Source organism: Allobosea sp. TAF32, from assembly GCF_052113585.1.
Lineage (GTDB): Bacteria > Pseudomonadota > Alphaproteobacteria > Rhizobiales > Beijerinckiaceae > Allobosea.
In genome coordinates, this window is record NZ_JBFRDM010000013.1 from 98,134 (window position 1) to 117,584 (window position 19,451).

At 61.8% G+C, this 19,451-nt stretch carries 19 protein-coding genes and 4 pseudogenes; 10 read left to right on the forward strand and 13 right to left on the reverse strand.

Going from position 1 to position 19,451, the window contains the following annotated elements; translation table 11 throughout:
* Positions 1-45 precede the first annotated feature (45 nt).
* Both AB4Z16_RS25415 and AB4Z16_RS25420 read right to left on the reverse strand, forming a co-directional pair.
* Positions 46-945, reverse strand: a complete 900-nt coding sequence (locus tag AB4Z16_RS25415) for an ABC transporter permease (RefSeq protein WP_441514101.1) — start codon at positions 943-945, stop codon at positions 46-48.
* The gene (locus tag AB4Z16_RS25420; RefSeq protein WP_441514102.1) at positions 942-2,174 is read right to left on the reverse strand and encodes a quaternary amine ABC transporter ATP-binding protein; all 1,233 of its coding nucleotides are present in this window, start codon (positions 2,172-2,174) and stop codon (positions 942-944) included. Before AB4Z16_RS25420 ends, AB4Z16_RS25415 begins: the two co-directional genes overlap by 4 nt.
* Positions 2,175-2,512: 338 nt before the next feature.
* Between AB4Z16_RS25420 and AB4Z16_RS25425 the strand changes: the two genes are divergently transcribed.
* On the forward strand, positions 2,513-3,751 hold the full coding sequence (locus AB4Z16_RS25425; RefSeq protein ID WP_441514103.1) for an FAD-dependent oxidoreductase: 1,239 nt from the start codon (positions 2,513-2,515) through the stop codon (positions 3,749-3,751).
* Positions 3,752-3,811: 60 nt separating this feature from the next.
* Positions 3,812-4,549 carry an alpha/beta fold hydrolase gene (locus AB4Z16_RS25430; RefSeq protein ID WP_441514104.1) on the forward strand — a complete coding sequence of 246 codons (738 nt, stop codon included), beginning with the start codon at positions 3,812-3,814 and terminating at the stop codon, positions 4,547-4,549.
* Between the two features lie 14 nt (positions 4,550-4,563).
* Here AB4Z16_RS25430 and AB4Z16_RS25435 read toward each other — a convergent pair.
* The 4 genes and pseudogenes from AB4Z16_RS25435 to AB4Z16_RS25450 all read right to left on the reverse strand — a co-directional run.
* Positions 4,564-4,683: pseudogene (locus AB4Z16_RS25435) on the reverse strand (IS5/IS1182 family transposase); the annotation flags it as partial.
* A gap of 31 nt (positions 4,684-4,714) precedes the next feature.
* A pseudogene (locus AB4Z16_RS25440) lies at positions 4,715-5,298 on the reverse strand (IS3 family transposase); the annotation flags it as partial.
* A 30-nt stretch (positions 5,299-5,328) separates the two neighbouring features.
* A pseudogene (locus AB4Z16_RS25445) lies at positions 5,329-5,452 on the reverse strand (IS30 family transposase); the annotation flags it as partial.
* Positions 5,453-5,875: 423 nt separating this feature from the next.
* Positions 5,876-6,184 (reverse strand): hypothetical protein, encoded by a 309-nt coding sequence (locus tag AB4Z16_RS25450; RefSeq protein WP_441514105.1) that lies wholly within the window; start codon positions 6,182-6,184, stop codon positions 5,876-5,878.
* A 91-nt stretch (positions 6,185-6,275) separates the two neighbouring features.
* Between AB4Z16_RS25450 and AB4Z16_RS25455 the strand changes: the two genes are divergently transcribed.
* Positions 6,276-6,563: a type II toxin-antitoxin system RelE/ParE family toxin gene (locus AB4Z16_RS25455; protein WP_441514106.1), complete on the forward strand. Its 288-nt coding sequence runs from the start codon at positions 6,276-6,278 to the stop codon at positions 6,561-6,563.
* Positions 6,563-6,865 (forward strand): HigA family addiction module antitoxin, encoded by a 303-nt coding sequence (locus AB4Z16_RS25460; protein WP_441514107.1) that lies wholly within the window; start codon positions 6,563-6,565, stop codon positions 6,863-6,865. The genes AB4Z16_RS25455 and AB4Z16_RS25460 overlap by 1 nt, the downstream gene beginning before the upstream one ends.
* A gap of 111 nt (positions 6,866-6,976) precedes the next feature.
* Here AB4Z16_RS25460 and AB4Z16_RS25465 read toward each other — a convergent pair whose 3' ends face one another.
* From AB4Z16_RS25465 to AB4Z16_RS25480, 4 genes are all read right to left on the reverse strand, one after another.
* Positions 6,977-9,613: an AAA family ATPase gene (locus AB4Z16_RS25465; protein ID WP_441514108.1), complete on the reverse strand. Its 2,637-nt coding sequence runs from the start codon at positions 9,611-9,613 to the stop codon at positions 6,977-6,979.
* Complete coding sequence (locus tag AB4Z16_RS25470) at positions 9,610-10,734, reverse strand: metallophosphoesterase family protein (RefSeq protein WP_441514109.1); 1,125 nt, start codon at positions 10,732-10,734, stop codon at positions 9,610-9,612. The genes AB4Z16_RS25465 and AB4Z16_RS25470 overlap by 4 nt, the downstream gene beginning before the upstream one ends.
* Before the next feature lie 336 nt (positions 10,735-11,070).
* A complete protein-coding gene (locus AB4Z16_RS25475; protein WP_441514110.1) occupies positions 11,071-11,331 on the reverse strand; it encodes a hypothetical protein in 261 nt (86 codons plus the stop codon).
* A 66-nt stretch (positions 11,332-11,397) separates the two neighbouring features.
* Positions 11,398-11,664 (reverse strand): hypothetical protein, encoded by a 267-nt coding sequence (locus AB4Z16_RS25480; RefSeq protein ID WP_441514111.1) that lies wholly within the window; start codon positions 11,662-11,664, stop codon positions 11,398-11,400.
* A 450-nt stretch (positions 11,665-12,114) separates the two neighbouring features.
* On the opposite strand from AB4Z16_RS25480, the pseudogene AB4Z16_RS25485 reads away from it, so the two are divergent.
* The 4 genes and pseudogenes from AB4Z16_RS25485 to AB4Z16_RS25500 form a co-directional block, all read left to right on the forward strand.
* Positions 12,115-12,204 (forward strand): annotated as a pseudogene (locus tag AB4Z16_RS25485) (cold-shock protein); the annotation flags it as partial.
* 38 nt (positions 12,205-12,242) lie between these two features.
* The gene (locus AB4Z16_RS25490; protein WP_441514112.1) at positions 12,243-12,530 is read left to right on the forward strand and encodes a YciE/YciF ferroxidase family protein; all 288 of its coding nucleotides are present in this window, start codon (positions 12,243-12,245) and stop codon (positions 12,528-12,530) included.
* Between the two features lie 313 nt (positions 12,531-12,843).
* On the forward strand, positions 12,844-13,236 hold the full coding sequence (locus tag AB4Z16_RS25495) for a CopG family transcriptional regulator (RefSeq protein WP_441514113.1): 393 nt from the start codon (positions 12,844-12,846) through the stop codon (positions 13,234-13,236).
* Positions 13,237-13,249: 13 nt separating this feature from the next.
* Entirely contained in the window at positions 13,250-14,356 is a 1,107-nt protein-coding gene (locus tag AB4Z16_RS25500) for an extracellular catalytic domain type 1 short-chain-length polyhydroxyalkanoate depolymerase (RefSeq protein ID WP_441514114.1), read from the forward strand.
* Between the two features lie 507 nt (positions 14,357-14,863).
* Here the strand turns inward: AB4Z16_RS25500 and AB4Z16_RS25505 are convergent.
* Together AB4Z16_RS25505 and AB4Z16_RS25510 are read right to left on the reverse strand one after the other, a co-directional pair.
* Positions 14,864-15,463: an NADPH-dependent F420 reductase gene (locus AB4Z16_RS25505; RefSeq protein WP_441514115.1), complete on the reverse strand. Its 600-nt coding sequence runs from the start codon at positions 15,461-15,463 to the stop codon at positions 14,864-14,866.
* 90 nt (positions 15,464-15,553) lie between these two features.
* On the reverse strand, positions 15,554-16,288 hold the full coding sequence (locus AB4Z16_RS25510) for an SDR family NAD(P)-dependent oxidoreductase (RefSeq protein ID WP_441514116.1): 735 nt from the start codon (positions 16,286-16,288) through the stop codon (positions 15,554-15,556).
* A 195-nt stretch (positions 16,289-16,483) separates the two neighbouring features.
* Here AB4Z16_RS25510 and AB4Z16_RS25515 point away from each other — a divergent pair, with 195 nt between their 5' ends.
* Positions 16,484-17,380 carry a LysR family transcriptional regulator gene (locus AB4Z16_RS25515; RefSeq protein WP_441514117.1) on the forward strand — a complete coding sequence of 299 codons (897 nt, stop codon included), beginning with the start codon at positions 16,484-16,486 and terminating at the stop codon, positions 17,378-17,380.
* A gap of 292 nt (positions 17,381-17,672) precedes the next feature.
* Here the strand turns inward: AB4Z16_RS25515 and AB4Z16_RS25520 are convergent, their stop codons facing one another.
* The gene (locus tag AB4Z16_RS25520; RefSeq protein ID WP_441514118.1) at positions 17,673-18,275 is read right to left on the reverse strand and encodes a M15 family metallopeptidase; all 603 of its coding nucleotides are present in this window, start codon (positions 18,273-18,275) and stop codon (positions 17,673-17,675) included.
* A gap of 601 nt (positions 18,276-18,876) precedes the next feature.
* On the opposite strand from AB4Z16_RS25520, the gene AB4Z16_RS25525 reads away from it, so the two are divergent.
* On the forward strand, positions 18,877-19,407 hold the full coding sequence (locus tag AB4Z16_RS25525) for an NUDIX hydrolase (protein WP_441514119.1): 531 nt from the start codon (positions 18,877-18,879) through the stop codon (positions 19,405-19,407).
* Positions 19,408-19,451: the final 44 nt, after the last annotated feature.

Below are 19,451 nucleotides of genomic sequence, written 5' to 3' on the forward strand. Positions count from 1 at the left end.
GAATTCTTCCGAGAAAAAGCGGAGGCTGCGTTCCGGTCCGATGCTTCAGGCGGCCGTCCGAATGGGACGCAGTTGCTTCACCAGACTGACGGAACGCGAATCGGGGCTGGACCGGCGCACCACCCCTTGCGCGATGCGGTCCAGGCTGATCGCGATCAGGACGATGGCGAGGCCGCCGGTGCCCGCGAGGCCGACGTCAAGCGCGCCGATGCCGCGCAGCACGGTTAGCCCCAGCCCCTCGGCGCCGATCATCGAGATGATCACGCTCATCACAAGCGCCATCAGCAGCGTCTGGTTGAGGCCCGCCATGATCGAGGGAAGGGCGAGCGGCATCCGCACGTGCATGAGCGCCTGCCATTCCGTCGCGCCGAACGCCTCGCCCGCCTCGATCGCCTCGACCGGGACCTGCCGCAGGCCGAGATTGGTCAGCCGGATGATCGGCGGCATCGCAAAGATGATCGTGGCGATGACGCCTGGCACCGTGCCGATGCCGAACAGCATCACCACCGGGACGAGATAGACGAAGGAAGGGGTGGTCTGCATCACGTCGAGCACAGGCTGCAAGCCCGCCCAAAAAGTGTTGCTCCGGCCGGCTGCAATGCCAAGCGGCACGCCGATTATGATGCAGAAGGACACCGCCGTCAGCAGGATCGCGATCGAGGTCATCGCCTCCTGCCACAGCCCCATCGCGCCGATCAGCAGAAAGGACGCGGCGGAGAAGATGCCGTGGCGCAGCCCGGCGAGACGCCAGCCCGCTATCAGGAAGAAGAGGCATACCGCCCAAGGCGGCACCCAGCCGAGAAAGGCCTGAATCCAGTTTAGCGCCTCCGCGATCGGCCAGCGCAGCGCCTGGAAGGCCGGCCGCCATTCGGCGACCAGCCAGTCGATGCCGGCTTGGATCCATTTGTCCAGCGGAATACGGACGTTCTCGAACCACGAGTTCATGGCCGCTCCCCTTTGGAATCGGGACCTTGCGTCGCCGGGCCGGAGACGTCCGATTGCGCAACGAGGCGGAGCTGCTCGACGACATCACAGGCATCGACGGCGCCGAGTGTGTGGCCCTTCTCGTCGAGCACAGCGACGGGAGCCGTGCCGTTGAACAGCGTATAGAGCCGACTGAGGCTCGACCCCACCGGGGTCGAGGCCACCGAGCGATGTGGCATCGCAGAGATCGGCTGCCCGTTCAGCATATCGTCGAAATCCGCTAGCCGCACATATCCCATGGGCGTCCGGTCGGCCGCGATCAGCACGGCGTGTCCGCAGCCATCGGCGAGCATTTGCTGGCGTACGCCCTCCGCCGCCGCGTCATGCGCGACGACGGGAACGCGCATCGGCGCGAGGTCGCCGACCCGCAGCATCTTCGCGCGATCGAGTTCGCGGGCGAAGGTGCTTACATAATCGTCGACCGGCCGCAGCACGATGTCCTGCGGCGTTCCGACCTGGACGAAGCGGCCATCGCGCATCACTGCCAGACGGTCGCTGATCCGCACGGCCTCATGGAAGTCGTGGGTGATGAAGATGATCGTCTTCTTGATGTCGCGTTGCAGTTTGAGCAGCTCTTGCTGCAACTCCGACCTGATCAGCGGATCGAGCGCGCTGAAGGGCTCGTCCATCAGCAGGATGTCAGGATCGCTAGCGAGCGCCCGCGCGAGGCCAACGCGCTGCCGCATGCCGCCGCTGAGATTGTCAGGATAGCGAGCTCCCCATTCGCCGAGCCCGACCTGATCGAGCGCGCGCCGACCTTTCTCCGTGCGGAGCGAGGCGGATTCCCCGCGCAGCATCAGGCCGAACTCGACATTGGCTTGCACCGTCTTGTGCGGCAGCAGCGCGAAATTCTGAAAGACCATAGCGATCTTGCTGCGCCGCACCGCTCGCAAGGCGGGCTTCGGCTTCGCCAGGATGTTTTCTCCGTCGATCAGCACCGTGCCGGAGGTCGGCTCGATCAGACGGTTGAGGCATCGCACCAAAGTCGACTTGCCCGAGCCGGACAAGCCCATGATCGTGAAGATCTCGCCTTCGGCGACGCTGAAGGAGACGTCCGAAACGGCGATCATTTGCCCGGTTTCGGCGAGAATCTCACGTGGCGAGCGCCCGTCGCGGCGAAGCGCGAGAGCCTCTTCGGGCCGCGCGCCGTAGACCTTGGTGAGACCGTCCACTTCGAGCTTCTTCGCCATGCACGGCCCTTCTGCGAGCTACCCGACACACCCGCGATCCGGTCCGATGCGGTACGATCGAACAATTAAGAACACCAGTCCGCGACGGCCCTCGTCAGAAACCATGATGGCGGACTCTCTATACCCATTTCAAATCGATAATTTTAATGTCATTATTGATATGAGCGATAAATGATATCCCTCACTGCGCGATTTGTTTTCTCCGCACGCGCTATGCACGCGGGTGCTTGCTGGCGAACATCCATCGATCAGAACGATGATTGGATTGAAATTAACAATTTTTCTGCTTGCTCCAGATCGGCTTAGGCTTGCTCCAGATTATCCAGCACGGAGCCACCATGGTTATCGGGAGCGAACTTCGTGATCCCTCGGCGACGCATCAGGCCAGCGGCGGCCGCGTCAATTCAGCCAAAGGCATCACGCCGCAACAAGGCCGAGGCCGTCGCCTGCATGCCGAGATCGCGGGTGCCGGCCTCGCGGGGCTGGCCTGCGCCGCGGCTCTCGCCCAGCGCGGCTGGAAGGTCAGGGTCCATGAGAGGAGCCGGCAACTGCGCGAGATCGGCGCCGGCCTGTATTGCTGGAAGAACGCGCTCGACGCACTGCGCGAGCTTGGCGTCTACGAGAAGGTCGCGGCGGTCGGCGTCGCTTCCTCCGTCCCGCGCCTGCTCCAGGACCACAAGGGCCGCGAGATCAACTTGCGTCGCGATGACGATCCGGCGCCCGAGCTGATCGTCGTCCTGCGCACAGAACTTCACCGGATCCTGGCCGAACGAGCGGTAGAATGCGGCGTCGAGATCCTGACCGACTCCCCCGTGCTCAGCGCTGATCCGGAGGGCCGGCTCGAATTCCGCGACGGCTGGGGACCCAAGGTCGATCTGGTCGTAGGCGCGGACGGCGTCTTCTCCCGCGTTCGGGATTCCCTGAAGCTCGCGACCGCAGTCACCGATCTGCGCGACGGTTGCGGCCGCCATCTCATCCCGCGGCTGCCCGAAGACGGCCTCAACAACCGCCGCATCGAGATGTGGAACGGCGGTCGGCGGATCGGCATGGCGCCGGTCAGCAAGGACCAGCATTACGTGTTTCTCTGCTGCCCGGAGAGTGATGTTCCGGGCCGGACCCAGCAGCCCTTCAATCTCGAGGCCTGGGTCGAGAGTCATCCGCAGCATCGGCAATATCTTGAACGGCTGCCGCGCCATCCGGCTGAGCATTGGCGGCCCTTCTTCAATGTCACCTGTTCCTCGTGGTCGCGCGGGCATGTCTGCATCGTCGGCGATGCGGCGCATGGCATGGCACCCAATCTCGGCCAGGGCGCCTGCGTCGCCATTGTTAACGCCGTCGTGTTGGCCCGCGCGGCCTCCGCTTCCGCCGACATTCCTTCAGCCCTGAAGCAGTGGGAGGCGGTAGAACGCCCCTATATCGACAAGACGCAGCGGATGTCCTTCCTCTACGGCGCCGTCGGGACACGCTGGCCGACGGCACTTCTTGGTCTCCGGACGAGGGTGTTGCCGCTCCTGGCGCGGACAGACCTGTTCCAGCACAGCCTGCGGGTCGCCGTCACGCACCAGCCGGGGCTGTGAGGCGTCGCGCCTCCACCCCGACAAGGAGAGTTGCCGATGCATGTTGAGCAGGGCGCGGGCGTGCCGGTCGTCTTCGTTCACGGTAATCTTTCGACCCATGAGACTTGGCGGCATGTCCTGGCTGCCATGCCCTCCGATCTGCGTGCGGTGGCCTATGACCTGCGCGGGCATTCGGCCTCGGCAAAGCCGTTCGGAAATCCCTCCGTCCCGGATTTCGCAGCGGACCTCGACGAACTGCGCGGACAACTCGACCTGCCTCCAATGATCCTTGTCGGGCAATCCTTTGGCGCCTTCGTGGCGGCTGCCTATGCCGCTGAGTTTCCTGAGCATGTGAGAGGCTTGCTGCTGATCGCGGCGCCGGCCGGCCGGAGCGTCGTGGAGCTGGAGCAGGCACGCAACCTCGTCGTGCGCTTCCGGGCCGAAGGCGTGATGGCGGTGATGAAAACACTCGTTTCAGCCTGGTATACGGACGAGTTCCGCGAACGGCACCCGGACGCCGTCGACAGGCGTCTCGACCAGATCGGCAGGCTGGACGAGGACATCTCGATCAGAACCTATGAGCTGTACAACGATTTCGAGCTCGGCGCGATCGCCGGTCGCCTCCGTTGTCCCACCACGGTCATGACCGGTGAATTCGCGCGCGGCTGCGGGGCCCAGGCGGCTGTTGCCTTCGCGCAGAACATCGCGCGGTCGAACGTGGTCATCGTGCCGAAGCTGAAGAACGGAATTCCGACCGAAGCACCTGGTAAGATCGTGTCTTCAATCAAACATCTCGTTGGTGATCACTCTCGCACCTAAAGCGTTGAGCTTCTGAAGAAGCGCTCGACGAGATTGGGTTCGCGGTAGAGCGCGAAGTCGGTTTTACGCTGGATCAAGCGGTTTGCCTTCGAGGGGATGACGGGGGTGATCTGGCGCTGATCGAGAAGGTCGATCTGGCCTGCTGCCGGTTTCGTGGACGGTCAGTTAAGCTAACCCCACCTTCTTTTCGAACTCGACCGGGCTGATGTAGCCGATGCTCGAGTGTCTGCGAACGGCGTTGTAGAACCGCTCGATGTAATCGAACACGTCGGCACGAGCATCGTCGCGTGTCCGGTAGACCCCTGCCTCTGATCCGCTCGGTTTTGAGCGATGAGAAGAAGCGATCCATCGCGGCATTGTCCCAGACATTGCCCGAGCGGCTCATCGAGCAGGTGATGCCGTTGTCGGCTATGAGCTTCTGGAACGGCTCGCTGGCATACTGGCTGCCCTGGTCCGATGGTGCAGCAGGGCATCCGGCTTTCACCGGCGCCAGATCGTCATCATCAGCGCATCGGTCACGAGCCCGGCGGTCATCGCGGCCTTCATCGACCAGCCCACCCCCGGCGGGAGAAGAGGTCGATGACGGCTGCAACGTAAAGCCATCCCTCTGCGGTCCAGATGTAGGTGAAGTCGGCGATCCAGCGCTGGTTGGGCCGTTCGGCGTGGAACTCCCGGCCGAGCGTATTCTGCGCGAACGTCGACATCTGGCCGTCGTCCTTGGGCTTGCTGCGCCGACGCCTGTGAGTTCTTGCTGAAGCGCGACTTGCGGCTGTGTGATCCTATCCGACCGCCCGCATCTGGGCGAGGAGCTTCTGCCGGAAGACTTCCGCCGGGGTTTTGTAGCCCGGGTTACTTTCGCGGTGTTGTGTTCAAGCGCTCGCAGATGTCCTTCAGCTCCTGGTCGCGCCATCGGGCGAGCTTGCGGCGGTCGTTCAGGTCGATCTGGAAGTAGGTGCGTTGCATCGCTGCGTTCCTGCGACTGATAACCCATTGGATCATTCGCAAGTCGCATTTCAAACTYGAACCCACCCCGCCTACACCAGCGATTCCGATGATTAACATTATCGAACTCAATTGGGCGCAAGTCTCTCGACGATTTCAGCTCTGAAAATGCCTGCCAACGCGAGCGCTGGATTATGTCCGCGTTGGTTTCCAGGCCTTCCAAAGCCGGATGAACGGTCTCACGATTCATGCTTCTTCTACAGATCTAAGACACTGCCCGGGTCGCGGGAATGCGACCGACCTTTCGGTAATCTGCCCGGCGGGTCCACGATGTCTATCGTTTGCTCGTATGTTTTGCCTCACGCTTAGATTAAAATGTTTCGACTATTGGGAGCCGAGAATGGCCCGACGAGGTAGTTGGCAGTCGGCAAGCCGGTAGAAGCCCCGACGATCACGGACCCAAGCGAAGCGATGGTCAATCGCCAGAATTTGGAGTGTGACGACCTGCTCACCTTCTTCGTAGAAGGAGCCGATTTTCGAGGCGCCTGCGCAAAAGCCGACGATGCGCGGCAGCACTTCTCCACTGTCCCAGATACCCCAGCCCTCTAGAAGCGGGGCCGAATCCGTCAGGTCGTCACGACTGGGATTCCAACCCGTCTCTAGACGCGATAGATCGCTCTTGAGCCCTTCCAACTCCTGCGCGATCGTGAGCCCATTCTCGAAGTCAGGTGTCTGGTGTCAATTGACGGTTGACACTATGCAGGCCGGACGCTAGCGTGTTCACGTGGACATCGAGAGTATCAAGGATAAGGCACTCCGGAGGTTCGCGGAGACAGGCAGATCCAAAGGATTGCCTGGCGATCTCGTGGGACGACTTCGGAACATGCTGGCGTTTCTGGCGGCGATCGAGTCTGCCGAAGAACTGTACACCCCGCCAAACTTTGGTGCACATCTGCTGACCGGCGACCGAGCTGGCGTTTGGTCGCTCACAGTTACGAAGAACTGGCGGATAACGTTTCGCGTCAATCAGGCAGGTGCGATCGAGGACATAGATTTGGAGGATTATCACTGATGGGGATCAAGCTTCACGCAAGTTTTGCTGTTCACCCTGGAGAGTGGCTTAGAAGCGAACTGGTCGAGCCCTATGGGCTGAATGTCACCGTCGCGGCCGAGAAGCTCAAGGTCACTCGCCAGGCCATGAGCAACCTGCTGAACAGTAAAGCCGGATTGTCGGCAGAGATGGCAATCCGCTTCGAAAAAGCCTTTGGCGTTCGCGCGGATACCTTGCTGCGGATGCAGGCTGTGTACGATCTCGCTCAGGCTCGCGGGCATGAAAAGGAGATCATCGTGGAACGGGTTGCGAAAGCTGCGTAGCCATCAGGTATGCGGACCAGTTCCGCAGTACGGTTCGCCGCTCTGCAAACCCAAGCCAGACGGCGGGCGCCGGAAGCACTGAGGCCGGGATATATTCCGGTGGCTCCTCGATTAGGAAGCTGCGACAGGGTCCCAGGGAACCGTGTGCAACACATTCCCGCCCAGTCGGGCGAAGGCGCGCTGGCGACACGAAAACACGACGATCTGTTGGCTTTGAGCCTGCCGATGGAGAGCGTCGAACATCTTTTCGATGCGGTCGTCATCGGAATAGACCAGCGCATCGTCCAGGATTACGGGTGTGATCTGTCCGTCCTTGGCGAGCAGCCGCGCGAAAGCGAGACGCGTGAGGATAGCCAACTGCTCACGCATGCCGCCGCTGAGAAACCCAACCTCTTCCTCGAGGCCGTTGCGTTCGACTGCTCGCGGCAGCAACGTGTCCTCATCGAACGTCACGTCGGCGGCGTCGAAGAGTAGGCCGAGCAAGGGGCGCAGCTCCTGAAGTACGGGAGCAAAATAATGATACCGCGCCTCCGAGCGGGCGCCTTCTAGAGCGCTTCGCAGACGAGTTAGAATTGCGACCTCGCGGCTCAGAACAGCGACCTTCCGGTCCGCCTCTGAGAGTTTGTCACGCGCTTCCTGCCAGGCTTCCTCGATGGCGGATTCCGCACGGGTTTGAATACGGCCGTTGAGGCCTGCAGCTTCCTCCCGCAGCCGGACGATCTCGCTCCTGGCCGCCTCTACCAATGAACGCATCCGCGCATATCTGGCCTCGGCCGCGGGCAAGTCGCTATTGCGCGCCGCCATTTCAGCAGCATGTTCGGCGATCCGCTGGAATTTGGCTGACGCTTCCTTCTCGGCGCGCTTGAGGTCCTCCTCTCGCTCCGACCACTCAACCGTCGCACCCAGAGTTTCACGGATGGCGGCGAGCGAAGAAGCGAGGGCCGCCACCCGCCGCTCGGCTTCGACCATGCTCGTCGCGAGCAGCTCCGCCCGCGCTCGGGCCGCTGTAGCGGCCTCTCTTGTCGATCGCATAAGAGCTTCCGCCTCACGCGCGGCTGCTCGTGCCACGCCGAGGTCGCCGGTGACTTGGCTGGAGTCCGCGACTTCGGCTTCTAACCGGACAATCTCTTCGTCAAGCGCGCCCAACCCCGTTGGCGCGAGGAGGTCGAAGCGTTGACGAGCGAGGGCTAACTGGTTGCTTAGGTCTCGCAGTTGCGCCTCTCTCTGTCGACCTGCGGCCAAGCTCTCGATGCCCATTTCCGCCAGCAAAGCACTCTGGCGAGCCTTCAGCGCGACGATGTCACGCTCAGTCTTTTCCGATCGAGGCACCGATAGCGACAGCCGGCCGACGTTCACGATGTCGATGAGGGTGGTACCCAGCAGTGGTCGTTCTTCGCCATGCTGCAATATGGCAGAATCGATCGAGACTGCCGCATCGACCCCAGTTGAATATTCCACACGTAGGAGCGGTGCCTGGGCTCGCTCGGCTGCCCGTTGTCCAGCGAGATGTTCCTCGATTTCTCCGAGTTCCGCGAGCTTTTTGGGCGGTAAGGTCAGGTTCTTGATCGATGCTTGGATGACTTCGACATCTTTGCGCGCTGCGTCGGCGTCGTCTCGCGCCTTCCGAACGAGCGCCAGTCGGCTGGCTGCTGACGTGGCGCGAACGGACTTTTCGAGTGCCGCCACATAATCCCGCTGTTCTCGTTCGTTCTGCTCGGCGGCAATAACATTGGCAGAAGCCTGCGTAGCCGCCGACTTCGCTTCGTGGTGTTGCGTGCGATGCGCATCCCGATCAGCTTCGGCGGCCATCAGCAAATCGACGAGTTCGTTATGGCGCGCCCGAGACTGTTGAAAGGTCGACAGAGCAAAACGCGCCGCTTCCAGTTCGTTGCGGGCGAGAGCCTCGCCGCTCCGAGCTGCGTCGAGCTCCGAGCGATGGGCTTTGGCCAACGCTAGAATCGCCTCGCCATCGGCCAGAGCAGCATGACGATCACGCTCCTGCTCTGGAGTGTCGATCTCTGCCAGCCGCCCCCGCACAGATCGGCGGTGGTCCAGAGCCGCGCGCAACTCGACGACTTCACCGCCGAGGCGAGCCTCCAACTCCCTGAGCCGCTGTTGCTCTTCCAACGCGACCGCGTAGGGACCGCCTGTTTTTGCCTTACCTGTGGTCGTGACAAGTCGTGTCAATTCGGCTTCGCAGGCGGCGAGCGCATGCGACATCCGTCGGCCACCAGTCAAAGCTTCAACTTCGCCTTGAACGGATGTCAGGACCGTCTCTCGGGCCCTTCTCTCGGTTTCATCATCCGACTTGGCGCGCTTTTCGATACCGGTCGTTCCTTGACGAACCCAGAGGAGCCCCGCGGGACCGCCAGTACCGCCACGCACCAAGTTCGACATGAAGCGTTCTGCTTCATCCGCTTGCGCGATCAAGCGCCCGCTATCGCGTTCGCGGACTTGTGCTCGCCGCCCGCTGTAAAACTGCTTTGTCAGCCGGAATGCGCCGTCAGCTGTCAGAAGGTCAGCCTCGACGAGGGGGCTGCCCCCGCTATACGGCCGGAGAGCCTGCACCGCACTAGGCGTTCCAGTATGAGCTTGGAAGAACAGGGCGTGCAACGCATCGAAGCTGGTCGATTTCCCATATTCATTTGCGGCGCAGAGAACGTTGACACCTTCGCCGATGTTTTCAATCCGGACGCCCCTCCCGCCGAAGCGGCGAACGTTGTGCAGGCGCAGCGCCGTCAGCTTCATGCCGGCACACCCGCGCAATAGGAAAACAAGCGGGTCAGCGCCTGTCGGGATACTTCCCGCTCCCCCGCTGACCGAGTATCGTCATGACATTCAGAAAGAAGATGCTCGGCTGCTCGTCGCAGCGCTCCGACACGGTCGATGAGATCGAGATCCCCGACTTCGCATTCGGTCACCAAAGCTTCTGCATCGAACTGCATGAGAGCAAATTCGGGCGCGATCGCTGCAACAGCGGCGTCGAGTTCCAATCTTGCTTGCGGCCCTGCCCGCCCCGCGGCGAGGATGCGCAGCAGGGTTTGTCGACGTGCTGGTCCATCGGGACATCTGCTGAGCAGATTGCCCGCCCCAGCTTCGCCGGGAAGGCAGTCGAGCTGGATCGTTCGCCAATCAAACAGCGACGTTTGTACGGCTTCGATCGCTGGTTCTGCACCATGTGCTGCCACCGCCACGAGCAGTGCTCGCCCAGGTTCATCGTGTTTGAATCGGTCGGGTTCGGGCGTGCCAGAGTACCAGGTTCGCGTTCCAACGCTCAGTTGGCCGTGCCAATCGCCTAGCGCGAGATAGTCCAGACGTGCGCGGGCGGCTCGATCAGGCGCAATGATGTCGGTCGCAGCTTCCTCTTCGGAAAAGCTTTGAACCGCACCATGTGCCAGCCCGATGCGGATGGTGCCATCTGTTGTCGCGGCCGAGCTCATCCATTCCGTCAGATCGCGGCCGGGGCGTCGTGTTGTGCAGGGGGCCGACAACAGGACTACATCGTCGGCGAGCGCCGTTGGGGTGGGGGCAAGCGCGAGATGGACATTGGCTGGAAGTCCCGCACTCGCCGAAGACCAGAGCTCATCGGCTGCCAAGGAGTCATGGTTACCTGGGAGAATAAACCAACGCAGATCACGGTGGCCGGCCATGGCCGCGAGCGCTTGGCGAAGAATCGCAGGACTGGGGGTTTCCGTGTGGAATGTGTCCCCGGCCAGCAATACGGTCTCGGCACCGCCTGATCGGGCCTTGGCCGCGAGGCGATCAAGGACCGTATGCCTTGCGTCACGCAACCGGCCTCTCAACTCCTCTGGCATGGAGCCGAACGGCTTGCCCAAGTGCAGATCGGCGCTGTGCAGGAAGCGAAACATGTCAAACCTATAGAGCGCATGCTGACAGCTCTTCCGGACATTTTATGTCGCGGGCGCGCCTCACCGACGCGCCCACGACGTCTAAGCGAGGCGCTCGATCACTTACACGCGGATCTATGGATGCGACCTCCGGAGGTAGGGCCTCCCCCTCGTTTGTTGGCCTCTGTTCAACACGACGCTTTCTGACGTACGATTCCAGTCCCACCCGCGGATCGCCCACACAGCCTGCTCGTTGTGCTTTTTCATCTGACCTTGCTGTTCGTTGAATTCGGGGAAGCTGACATAAGTTGCCAGCCGTCCCTTGGGTGGCTCGCTCGTCGCGGAGCCTCGAAGGCGTCAGTCATTCTCCGGCGGCACACCGCGCGTTCCGAATGGAGGGACGTCTACCAATGTCGCAATTAGGCGCAGCAACGCGCGTTGCTCTGGCCGCTCCTTGGTTCCTTCTTCGAGAAACGCTCCCAGCGCGATATGACTGAGTTGACCTCCCGAAGGCCCGTTTGGCTGGTGTATAACGAAGGCATTTCCGGTGGCCGGTTCTCTCCCCAGATACCAGCTTTCGCCATTTGGACCGCGGTAGAGTTCGCGTCGTTCGCTCATGATGTTCCGTTCTCCTGCGCGCGAATTAGCTGCCAGCGGCATACGATTTCGCTGCTCGGCAAGACGCTACTTCGCGCGGTCCAGGCGGTCGAACATCGCCGTAATGGGATTATGGCTGCTCCGCGGCTTGGCATTTCTGAGGTGCCCATTGCCCATGATCTGCCCCTCTCCGATCACTCGCTCACGATCGTCTTTGCCCTTGATCCGATATTGTGGCTCGCCGTTCAGCGAAGTCGGGAGGAGCCTGGTGACGTCGTAGGTGCCGGCAGCGTCTCGGTCGAAAAAGCCGAAGGCGAGGGAAACTTCGTCGCCGATCACATATCGATGGGGCATGATGACTCCTTGATGCACGCAGCTTCTGGAGCTGAGATGTATCCTACCATGCCTTGCCCATCTGTGGGGATTTATTCAGTCTGTTCGCCTCATCGACGTCGATTTCGCGCAAACCGTACGATCTTGAAAATATATCTGATAAAAGAATATTGTAATACCGTGCCGAATTCGTGCGGAAAACAAGAATTCCGATTTTGAAGAACCCACCACTATGGTATTTTTATTTGTGTCCCAAAAATTTAGCAGATGGATATCGCTATATCGAGATTGCCTGGATGGCTTTTTTTGTTTTTCTCGCGCTTCGGCTCGGCATCGATGATGACCCCCCTTCGAGATCGTTCTGAACTCGCTCGACATCCTGTCGGCGAGCGACAGAGTTCGTCACAAAGAGGGTTTTCAGGACAACGGCAACGTTAATGGTTCAATTCCACCAAGGGCTGCTTCGGTTTCATCCAGCCGGATGACGGCAGCCAGGCCGTCTTCGTCCATATTTCTGCCATCGAGCGGGCTGGCATGCGTGACCTGCGGGAGCCCGAACAATCCGGGGACCACCCACGACCCCGAAGCCGCTGGATGAGATGTTCCTCCACATGCTCAAGGACGTCTATTACGCCGAGAAGCAGATTCTTAAGGCGCTGCCCAAGATGGCCAAGGTCGCCAAGGCGCCCGAGCTGAAGAAGGCCTTCGAGACCCATCGCGACAAAACCGACGGACATGTCGCGCGTCTCGGCCAGGTCTTCGAGATCATCGGCAAGGCACCGCGAGGCAAGACCTGCGACGTCCTCGCCGAGGAAACCAAGACGGACAAGACCCTGACCCAGCTCGGCGCGCCTGCGAACTCGGCGGCTGTCGCCAAGGCCGCCTGATCACGCCGCTGCATCAGACCCCGACGGCATTTGCCATCGGGGTCATTTTTGCGCTCGGGATAATTTGTCGTCATGTTCGAAGCCGCCTTGAGGTCGCTCGCCGGCCATCGCGACAACTGGTCCAGTCATCTCGCCGTCGACGGGTCCTTGTTGAAGGCGTGATGCCATGATGTGCATCCGCACACACCGGCGGTCTGGCAGTCAGCATAATGTGGGGGCTCGCTGGTCTCCGCATCCTGAGCTGCGCCAGCGGTCTTGCGCTTCGGCGCAAAGCATCCATATACCATCCATGTGGATGGTATATGGATGCCTGATGAAAACCCCCGATAGCGAGAAACTGACTCTCAATCTCGGCTTCGTCGATCTCGGCCGCATCGACCTGCTGGTCAGGGACGGCTTCTACTCGAATCGGTCCGACTTCATTCGCACGGCGATCCGAAACCAGCTTTCTAGCCATGCCGATGTCGCGGCGCAGGCCACGACGCGGCTGTCTCTCGAACTCGGCCTGAGGACATTCACCCGGCGCGATCTTGAGGCGGTCAAGGCCGCCGGCGAACGACTGGAGATTCGCGTCCTGGGTCTGGCCGTCATTGAGGCGGATGTCTCCCCTGAGCTTGCCCGGGAGACGATCGCCTCTCTCACCGTGCTAGGCGCGCTGCATGCCGCTCCCGAAATCAAGGCGGCTCTGGCCGACCGACTGAGCTGAAAAAGGACACCCCATGAACACGCGCATCCGCTCCGCCCTCGGCGAAGCCATGTCACGTCTCAAGACGGCCGATCTCGTCGGCGCGACCGCCACCATCCAGCGCGCGCTAACCGGAACTCCGCCCCAGACATGGACACGCCGCAAAGAGGGACAAGCGGAATCGGCCGGTTTCAAGGCTCATGGAACGTGGGGCCTGGGAGAGACCCTCAAATCCCTCGGGGCCGTACGGACCCAATTCGCCGAACGGACCGGCACGCGCCGTCACCCGGCCGAGGCCGGAGACGATGACGGTCGCTTTCGCACGCGCAGCTACCGCAACGGAGCCGGCTCCCTGAATTACAAGCTCTACGTGCCAGAGGGTCATGCCGAGCGGAAACTCGCTCTGCTCGTGATGCTGCATGGCTGCACCCAGGACCCCGATGATTTTGCGCGGGGCACTCGGATGAATGCGCTAGCCGAAGAATTCGGCATCGTCGTCGCTTACCCTCATCAACTGCGTTCGGCCAATTCCCAGGGTTGCTGGAACTGGTTCGACGTTCGTCATCAGCGGCGCGGGGCCGGTGAGCCCGCCGTTCTGGCCGGGCTGGCGCAGGACTTGAGCGCGGAATTCGGCCTCGATCGGGAACGAGTCTTTGTTGCAGGCCTGTCTGCGGGCGGCGCCATGGCGGATGTGCTGTCCTCCACTTATCCCGACGTCTTCTCGGCCGCCGGCATCCATTCCGGCTTGCCACACGGCGCCGCCAACGACGTCATGTCGGCGTTTGCCGCGATGAAGGGCAACGCGAAGACAGCACCTCGAGCGAAAGCTGGCGCCATCAGGCAGATCATCTTCCACGGCACGGCGGATGCCACTGTTCACCCCTCAAATGGTGAGGCGCTGTTCCAAAAGGCAGGAGTACAATCCGGTCGTTCGCCCGAGTTGATCACCGGCACCGTCGTCAACGGCAGAGAGGTCGTCCGCAGGGTGGTCGGGCCCGAGACCGGATCGGCCACCGCGGAGTATTGGGTGGTGGAGGGTGCCGGGCACGCCTGGTCGGGTGGAGACCGGACCGGAAGCTTCGTAGACGCGAAGGGGCCCGACGCCTCGCGGGAAATGATCCGGTTCTTCCTCGGCCACTGACGGACTCGGTCTGCAGATGAGACCCATTTTCTTTCGCTAACAGAAAATAGATTGCCCCAAAGTGCCTCGATACCGATGAAGCTCACCCGTTACAAAGAAGCAGGAAGGCACAGCGGTGGCGGAATCTGATCCGGGCCTGAGGAAAGACGTTATTTGTGCACTGGCCGCAGTGATCGAGGACGTGGCAAACGCGGTCCCTAAGGGCCGCGAGAATGTGTGCTCCCAAGCGACTGCGCAATGTCGGCATTTGGCGCATCTGGTCCGACCAGAATCCGGCGCTTCTGGCCCGCTTCCACCCTTGGGAATGTTTGCCAGCTGGCAAGCCGGTCGGCAACGCCGACACCAGCCCCTGCAGGGGGAGGGCGAGCTTATTGCCAACGTTCACAGGGGCCATCTTCAGGTTGCCTGCCTGAACTCAGCGCGGAAGGTTAGGTTGGGCGCGTTCCAGCCACATGATCAAGGGAAGGGCGGAGGATACACCCCTCGCACGAACTGCCAGCCAATCCTCTACTGCTCCTTCTTGAACATGTTCTGGAAGATCAGCGCGCCCCAGACGGAGCCGCGGGCGTGAACCAGCGCGCCGCCCTCGTCGAACCGCCCCAGATTGACGGGGGCGAAGCCGAGCTGCCTGGCCAGGGCTGCCACGGATGCCGCCGCGTCCTCGTCGTCGCTCGACAGGAACACGACCCGATGGCCGCCCGCCACGACCGGGTCCATTGCCAGAGCCGCTGCGCCCAGGTGGTTGAACCCCTTGACGACCTTGGCGCCGGCATAGAGCTTCGCCACGAAGGCGGAAGACAGCAGGCCGTCCATGTCCTCCAGCGGAGCCTGGGAGTTGGTCGCATCGACGAGGGTCTTGTGTTCCCAGCTTGGCAAAGCCTTGGCGAGGTCCGGATGCGAGTCGGACCTGATCGCCAGGAAGATCGTATCGGCCTTGAGGGCCTCTTGCCGGGACTTGGCGACGACCTTGGGGCCGATCGCCCGGGCCTGCAGAGCTAGGGCCTCGGGCGGGCGGCGGCTGGCGACGGCCACCTCGAAGTTCCTGCGGGCGAAGGCGTGGGCCAGGGCCTGGCCGATCTTGCCGAAGCCGATGATCGCGTAGCTCATGATGGTCTCCGATATAGGAGGGAGGGATGGCCCGGCCATCAACGGCGCAGCCATCTGGTCTCTGTCGGGCGGGGATTTTCGGGCAGCGCCTCAGATGGCCGAGAAGCCGCCGTCGACGGACAGCTCCATGCCGTTGACGAAGCTGGAGTCGTTGGACGCCAGAAACAGCGCGGCTCCCGCTATCTCCTCGGGAAGGCCCATCGTCCCTCGCGGGATCAGGGACTCGAACATCTTCTTCGCCTCCTCGGTCAGAACCTCGTCCTGCATCGGGGTGGCGATCGGTCCCGGGTGCAGCACGTTCACCCGGATGTTTCTGCCCTTCAGCTCGTTGAGCCATCCTCGCGCGAAGGCGTGCAGCGTCGCCTTGCTCGCCGCGTAGACGCTGTAGCCGGGAAAGCCCTTCAGTGAGGCCACCGAGCCAGTCATGAAGATCGACCCGCCGTCGTTGAACAGCGGCAGCGCCTTCTGCACCGTGAACAGCGTGCCGCGCGCATTGAGGCCAAAGGTCTTGTCGAAGAGCTCTTGCGTGATCTCGCCCAGCGGCGCCGCCTCGCCGATGCCGGCGCTGGCGTAGAGGACGTCGATCCTGCCCTTCTCCTGCTTCACCGTGTCGAACAACCGATCGAGGTCGTCGAGATTGGCCATGTCGCCTTGAACGGCGGTGACGTTACGGCCGATCTGCTTGACTGCCTCGTCAAGCGCCTCTTGCCGCCGACCGGTGATGAAGACATAGGCGCCTTCGTCGACAAACCGCTTGGCACTCGCCAGCGCCATGCCGCTCGACCCGCCCGTGATGACCGCGACCTTACCGTCCAGCTTACCCATGATCGTCTCCTTTGGGTTCCTTCGTGGCCGTGAGAGGACGACCCGAGAGCCCCGAGATGGCCCTGGCGGCACGCGACGGTGAGTGCGGAGGCGTGAACATCGGTGGTGCGAAAACTAACCGGGTGAATTGGATGGCAACATCGGATCACTGCGCCCCAGCTTTGAAGAGGCACCTTTCCGGTGCAGGATTATGCTATGATCGATTGGGACGATGTTCGCTATTTTCTGGCCGTCGCGCGCGCCGGCTCAGTGCGGGCCGCCGCCGAGCGCCTCGCCGTGAACCACGCGACCGTGCTGCGGCGCGTCGCTAAACTGGAGCAGCGGCTCGGTGCGGGAGTGTTCGAGAAATTGCCGACGGGCTACCGCCTGACGACGGCGGGAGAGGAGGTTTTGGAGTTCGCCGAGCAGATGGAGACCTCGTCACACCAGCTGGAGACGCGCGTGTTCGGGCGCGACCGGAGCGCGCGCGGCCTCTTGCGGCTGACGCTGCCGCCTTTCCTCGCGACGCATCTGTTCATGCCGGACCTCTCTGATTTCGCGCGCCTGCACCCCGAAATCGAGATCGAAATCATGTCGACCGGGGAGGTCGCGAACCTGACCAATCGAGAGGCCGATGTGGCGATCCGCTTCGTCGTCGACCGCAAGACCCTCCCGCTCAATCTCCACGGCCTGATGGGACCGGAACTGGCCAGCGGGGTCTACCTGTCCCGCGACCTGCTGGCGAAGTGGCGGGCGGGCGCGCAGAGGCCCATCCGGCCGATCGTCATTAACGATCACGGTATCCCGGACTGGGCTCGCGCGGGCGAGATCCGAACTGCCGAGGTACCTTTCAGGACCCCGGACGCCGAGGCGCAAATAGCCGCGGTTCGCCAAGGGATCGGCTTGACGAGGCTGCCGTGCTTTGTCGGCGACTCCGATCCCCAGCTGACCCGAGCGCCAGGTATCCTGCCGCAGCGCAACGGCGTGCTCTGGCTCCTCACCCATGGCGAGACCCGCAAAACCAAGCGTGTTCGGCTGTTCATGGAATTCGCTTCCCACAGGTTCGCTGTCTACGCACCGTTGCTTGCGGGACTGTCCGTATCGAGCAACTGACACGGCAAGTCTTCCGCGACACTGTGGAGCATACGACACCTTGGAGGCACCCCGTTGTCGCGTTGGAACTAAATGGGAGACAACGCATCGCGCAGAATGTCCGGTTTATACCGCGCAGCTGAGTTCAGCTATTGGCGCAGCTTAGACACGCCCGATGGAAACAATGAGCTTGGCTCTGGGCTGAATTACTTTACCACGGAGCCCGAACTGCTTCTGGAAAAAGCTTGTGGTACTCGGCGCGCTGCCGGGATTTGGCAGCGGCGACGGCTGCTCAGATCACCGCTTGCGGGCGTTACGGCGAGACAAGCTCGAAATGCGAGCGGTCCATGTGCTTGTAGCCGTGGAAATGACCACCCCATCGGAGCGATACGCCCAATTCACGTCCGGCCTGCGCCAGCGCGTCAGCAATCCGATTCTGAATTTCCGGATCAAAGACGATCTGTCCCGTCTGGTCGAGCGGCCATAGGTCCACTGCCTTGCCCGACCGGTGCGAGCTGTCACTGGTCAGTGACCAGCCCCAGGCAACCGCCATGCGTTGCTGTTTGCGGTCACGTCTCCCGGAACCGATCACGAAGCGCAGCCCTGGATTATCGGCTCGCGCCTTCCGCACGACTTTGGCGAGGATTGGTCGGATGGCCCGAAGATTCGCCTCGTGGTTTGCCAGTGGATTTGAATTCCATGCGCGGAACATCGCGAGTTGATCCCGCCCGAATTCATCCCGAGGGGGAATTTTCGCGTAGATGCCGCCCGGCCCGTACCGCAGCGGATCGGCAAGGACATCCGGCGAAGTACGCAATCTACCACCTGGTTCGCTGTGAGCTCCGCTGTTCAGGCCGAAACTGAAGAGCGCAATGCACCACAATCTCCAGTGGTAACCTGCCTTTCCACGCATCATGACCCGCACAATCGCAGTCCGATGGTGCCAAAGGAAGGCGGCCGCTTGAGTTTGAGCTCAAGCAAAGTTGAGCGCCCGCCAAGGAGCAGGCTGCTTTCGGCTTGGCATGTCCGGTTCCGGGTGATCGCCCCATGTCCGACTCTGGCGCACGACGGCCGGGCGGATCAGGCCTCGTATGACTGACTGGGTCGATTATTGGTCAGGTTGGTCATGATGGCCCGGCGCCCCGTGATCGAAGGGCCAGAGCATCAGCAACTTCGTCCTCGATGGCTTTCAGAAGCTCCTGATAATCGTTCGCAACCGCGCGAGCCTCCGATCGGCGCTCATCGCTTCAATAGCCGAACGCTACTGCCGCCAGTTCATAGCATTCAAGTAGTTCGATCAGAGGGCCATTCGCGAGTTGCTCAAGTTCAATCCCTTATCAGGCCACTGGATCATCAGGCGGGTCAAGCCAGATTTCTGCTCGGGTGTCATGGTTGGATTCCGCTGCCCGATACAAACTGCGCGCCTCGCCACGCTCCGCATATTGCCTTTGAGGACAGGCTGACCTGGATCGGGATCGCGCACGTGTCACGGACAATTCACGTGGACGCTTGTCCCCTTGATTCAAAAATTGCGTGGCCGGCCCGCGCCCGCATGTTGTCTCACGTTTGATTGGGCGGCCATTCTGGCCTCGGCGACGCTCGATGAAAACGACCCGCTCATGAAGAAGCTCCAAGGCAAAGCGAAGCTGCAGGTGGGGGCGCTGCCGCTGCGCAGAAACGCGGCGGGAGAATGGGAAATATTGCTCGTGACGACGCGCTCCACCAAGCGTTGGACCGTTCCGAAAGGGTGGCCGATCAAGAAGCTCAAGGCTCATGAGGCCGCCGGCAGAGAGGCTCTGGAGGAGGCTGGTGTCGTTGGGCCCGTCAAGAGAAAGCCAGTAGGGCGATCTCTTTACTGGAAGCGGCTGCAGGCGAGCTTCAGCCTCTGCAAGGTTCGGCTTTACCCAATGCACGTGACACAACAGCTAGCCCATTGGCCGGAGGAAGCGCAGCGCCTTCGACATTGGTTCAGCTTGAAGGACGCATCGGATCTGGTCGAAGAGCCTGGCCTTCGGAAGGTTCTCGCAACGTTGAAGCCGGAGCGCTAAGCTTCAGACTAGGATCTGGACCAAAGACGAAAATCGATGCCGGC

What these genes read in the sequence shown, in the direction of transcription:
- AB4Z16_RS25415 (WP_441514101.1), bottom strand. Translation starts at nt 945, where the DNA reads ATGAACTCGTGGTTCGAGAACGTCCGTATTCCGCTGGACAAATGGATC.
- AB4Z16_RS25420 (WP_441514102.1), bottom strand. Translation starts at nt 2,174, where the DNA reads ATGGCGAAGAAGCTCGAAGTGGACGGTCTCACCAAGGTCTACGGCGCG.
- AB4Z16_RS25425 (WP_441514103.1), top strand. Translation starts at nt 2,513, where the DNA reads ATGGTTATCGGGAGCGAACTTCGTGATCCCTCGGCGACGCATCAGGCC.
- AB4Z16_RS25460 (WP_441514107.1), top strand. Translation starts at nt 6,563, where the DNA reads ATGGGGATCAAGCTTCACGCAAGTTTTGCTGTTCACCCTGGAGAGTGG.
- AB4Z16_RS25465 (WP_441514108.1), bottom strand. Translation starts at nt 9,613, where the DNA reads ATGAAGCTGACGGCGCTGCGCCTGCACAACGTTCGCCGCTTCGGCGGG.
- AB4Z16_RS25470 (WP_441514109.1), bottom strand. Translation starts at nt 10,734, where the DNA reads ATGTTTCGCTTCCTGCACAGCGCCGATCTGCACTTGGGCAAGCCGTTC.
- AB4Z16_RS25475 (WP_441514110.1), bottom strand. Translation starts at nt 11,331, where the DNA reads ATGAGCGAACGACGCGAACTCTACCGCGGTCCAAATGGCGAAAGCTGG.
- AB4Z16_RS25480 (WP_441514111.1), bottom strand. Translation starts at nt 11,664, where the DNA reads ATGCCCCATCGATATGTGATCGGCGACGAAGTTTCCCTCGCCTTCGGC.
- AB4Z16_RS25490 (WP_441514112.1), top strand. Translation starts at nt 12,243, where the DNA reads ATGTTCCTCCACATGCTCAAGGACGTCTATTACGCCGAGAAGCAGATT.
- AB4Z16_RS25495 (WP_441514113.1), top strand. Translation starts at nt 12,844, where the DNA reads ATGAAAACCCCCGATAGCGAGAAACTGACTCTCAATCTCGGCTTCGTC.
- AB4Z16_RS25500 (WP_441514114.1), top strand. Translation starts at nt 13,250, where the DNA reads ATGAACACGCGCATCCGCTCCGCCCTCGGCGAAGCCATGTCACGTCTC.
- AB4Z16_RS25505 (WP_441514115.1), bottom strand. Translation starts at nt 15,463, where the DNA reads ATGAGCTACGCGATCATCGGCTTCGGCAAGATCGGCCAGGCCCTGGCC.
- AB4Z16_RS25510 (WP_441514116.1), bottom strand. Translation starts at nt 16,288, where the DNA reads ATGGGTAAGCTGGACGGTAAGGTCGCGGTCATCACGGGCGGGTCGAGC.
- AB4Z16_RS25515 (WP_441514117.1), top strand. Translation starts at nt 16,484, where the DNA reads ATGATCGATTGGGACGATGTTCGCTATTTTCTGGCCGTCGCGCGCGCC.
- AB4Z16_RS25520 (WP_441514118.1), bottom strand. Translation starts at nt 18,275, where the DNA reads ATGATGCGTGGAAAGGCAGGTTACCACTGGAGATTGTGGTGCATTGCG.